Annotated in this window: 3 protein-coding genes; all 3 read left to right on the top strand. The window is 70.0% G+C overall.

Translation table 11 applies throughout. From position 1 onward, the window contains the following. Positions 1-469, top strand: a 469-nt coding sequence (locus G6023_RS09790) for a trypsin-like serine protease (RefSeq protein ID WP_182635222.1), incomplete at its 5' end; no start/stop codon positions are given. Positions 470-521: 52 nt separating this feature from the next. Next, positions 522-953 (top strand): GNAT family N-acetyltransferase, encoded by a 432-nt coding sequence (locus G6023_RS09785; protein WP_067714593.1) that lies wholly within the window; start codon positions 522-524, stop codon positions 951-953. Between the two features lie 158 nt (positions 954-1,111). Beyond that, positions 1,112-2,971 carry a 2-isopropylmalate synthase gene (leuA, locus tag G6023_RS09780; RefSeq protein WP_182635221.1) on the top strand — a complete coding sequence of 620 codons (1,860 nt, stop codon included), beginning with the start codon at positions 1,112-1,114 and terminating at the stop codon, positions 2,969-2,971. Positions 2,972-3,004: the final 33 nt, after the last annotated feature.

Raw genomic sequence — 3,004 nt, 5'->3', positions numbered from 1 at the left:
CGTCGGCGCGTTCGGCTCCCTCGACACGGGCAGCCTCGGCCGCCACACCCCCGAGGCGGTCTACAAGGCCCCCGCCGGCGACTTCATGCTCGTCAAACTCCGCCACCCCGCGCCGTCGCCGTCCGTGCGGCGCGCCGGCGTCGACCCCGCCCCGGGCGCCGTCCTGCGCTTCCACGGATTCGGCGAGACCACCCCCCGCGGCCTGCGCTCCCCCGAACTCCGCACGGGCCTCACCCGCCTCGACCGGATGGAGCCCCGAGCCGGTTCACGCATCGGCCGCTCCCACACCATCCAGGGCGGATACGGGTACGGCGACTCCGGCGGACCCGTCTTCCAGGGCGACCGACTGGTGGGCGTCCACTCCGGCTCCGACCACGACCGCCGGCAGCCCGACGGCACCAACCCGGCCCGGTACGAATCGATCCCCGCCCAGAACGGCTGGATCGACTGGATGATCGCCAACCGATGACCCAGGTCACGTGGCAGTGCCGAACCCCCCGGGTTTTTGCCACACTGGACAAATGACCCCGCCGGAGCTCGTCATCCGCCGCGCCGCGCGTGCGGACGTGGACCTCGTGCTGTCCGCGGGCGACCTGCTCAGCACCCCGCCCACCGCGGAATGGACCACGGACTTCCTCGACCGCGGATCCAACCTGCTCGTGCTGGCGCTGCAGGACGAGGTGCCGGTCGCGATGCTCGTCGCGGTGGAGACCGGGCACCTCGGCGCCAGCCCCGACCTGTTCGTCTACGGGATCCGGGTCCGCGAGGACCTGCGCGGCCGCGGCATCGCCCACCGACTCGTCGAGAAGGCGGTGGAGGTGGCCGAGGAGGCCGGCTGCAGCAAGGTGTGGGGATCCATGGTGGTACCCGACGACCTCACGCAGAACCCGCCGGCGGCACCGCCCGAAGGGACCACAGCCGAGTCCTCGACGTTCGTGATTCCGATTCCGTGACGTCCCGCGGGGATGTGTATGATGGCCCGCATGCAGCGCGTGCTCCTTCTTGGGTGCCGCGGCGGGGCCCGCTGAGGCGGACCGGCTCCCCGTCGCGGGATCTCGTCGCGCCGGTCCGATCCCTGCCGATCGCCCCCCTAGGAAGTTGACCCACTGCAATGAATCCCGCTGATGCCTTCGTCTCGTCGTCGTCGACCCTGACTCCCCCCTCCAAGCCCGGCCGCCCCGACCAGCCGTCGTGGAACAAGCAGCGCGGCTCCTCGATGCCGGCGCACCGGTACCGGCCGTTCGCCGAGGAGGTCGAGGACGTCTCCCTGCCCGACCGCACCTGGCCGGACAAGATCATCACCCACGCCCCCCAGTGGTGCGCCGTGGACCTGCGCGACGGCAACCAGGCCCTGATCGACCCCATGAGCCCCGCGCGCAAGCGCCGCATGTTCGACCTGCTCGTCCGCATGGGCTACAAGGAGATCGAGGTCGGCTTCCCGTCCGCCTCGCAGACGGATTACGACTTCGTCCGCGAGATCATCGAGGACGACGCGATCCCCGAAGACGTCACCATCCAGGTGCTGGTCCAGTGCCGCGAGGACCTCATCCGTCGCACGTTCGAGGCGTGCGAGGGCGCGTCCGACGTGATCGTGCACTTCTACAACTCGACGTCGATCCTGCAGCGCAAGGTGGTCTTCCGTAAGGACCGCGACGCCATCAAGAAGATCGCCACCGACGCCGCCGAGCTGGTCACCACGATCGCGCGCGACTACCCCGACACCAACTGGCGCTGGGAGTACTCGCCCGAGTCCTTCACCGGCACCGAGCTGGCGTTCTCCAAGGAGGTGTGCGACGCCGTCACCGAGGTCGTCGGCGCCACCCCCGAGAACCCGATCATCCTCAACCTGCCGGCGACCGTCGAGATGGCCACGCCCAACGTGTACGCCGACCAGATCGAGTGGATGCACCGCAACCTGGCGCGGCGCGACTCGATCATCCTGTCGCTGCACCCGCACAACGACCGCGGCACCGGCGTGGCCGCCGCCGAGCTGGGCTACCAGGCCGGCGCCGACCGCATCGAGGGCTGCCTGTTCGGCAACGGCGAGCGCACCGGCAACGTCTGCCTGGTGACGCTGGGCATGAACATGCTCACCCGCGGCGTCGACCCGCAGATCAACTTCTCCGACATGGACGAGATCCGCCGCACCGTCGAGTACGCCAACCAGCTGCGCGTGCCCGAGCGCCACCCCTACGGCGGCGACCTGGTGTTCACCGCGTTCTCCGGCTCGCACCAGGACGCCATCAACAAGGGCTTCGACGCCCTGCAGGCCGAGGCCGACACCCGCGGCGAGGACATCACCGACATCACGTGGGAGGTCCCCTACCTGCCCGTCGACCCCAAGGACGAGGGCCGCACCTACGAGGCCGTCATCCGCGTGAACTCGCAGTCCGGCAAGGGCGGCGTCGCCTACATCATGAAGAGCGACTACGGCCTGCAGCTGCCGCGGCGCCTGCAGATGGAGTTCTCGCAACTCGTCCAGAACGTCACCGACTCCGAGGGCGGCGAGGTCACCCCCAAGGCGATGTGGGACATCTTCTCGCTGGAGTACCTGGACCGCGTCTCGCCCATGGAGCGCATGTCGCAGCACCTCGTGCCCGCCGAGACCGATGACGGCGAGGACGCCATCGAGGCCGTCATCAAGTGGAAGGGCGAGACCCGTGAGCTGGCGGGGTCCGGGAACGGACCCCTCGCCGCGTTCGTCGCCGCCCTGAACGAGATGTTCGACGACGAGGTACGCATCCTCGACTACTCGGAGCATGCGATGACGTCCGGGGATGACGCCACCGCGGCCGCGTACGTCGAGGTGCAGTTCGGTAACCGGGTCTTCTGGGGTGTCGGACGGGCCGGTTCCATCACCACCGCCTCCCTGCGCGCCGTGGTCTCCGCCGTCAACCGCGCCTACGCCGACGAGGCCGAGGGCGCCGAGGCCGTCGGTTCGGTCGAGGGCGCCCGCACCTGGGCCCCCTGACCGGCTGACGTCGGCTGGGCCGGCTCGCCGGGT

It is taken from the genome of Dietzia sp. DQ11-71 (genome assembly GCF_014144995.1).
In the GTDB taxonomy this organism is placed as follows: Bacteria; Actinomycetota; Actinomycetes; order Mycobacteriales; family Mycobacteriaceae; genus Dietzia; species Dietzia kunjamensis.
This window is presented reverse-complemented; position numbering and strand designations above follow the sequence as displayed.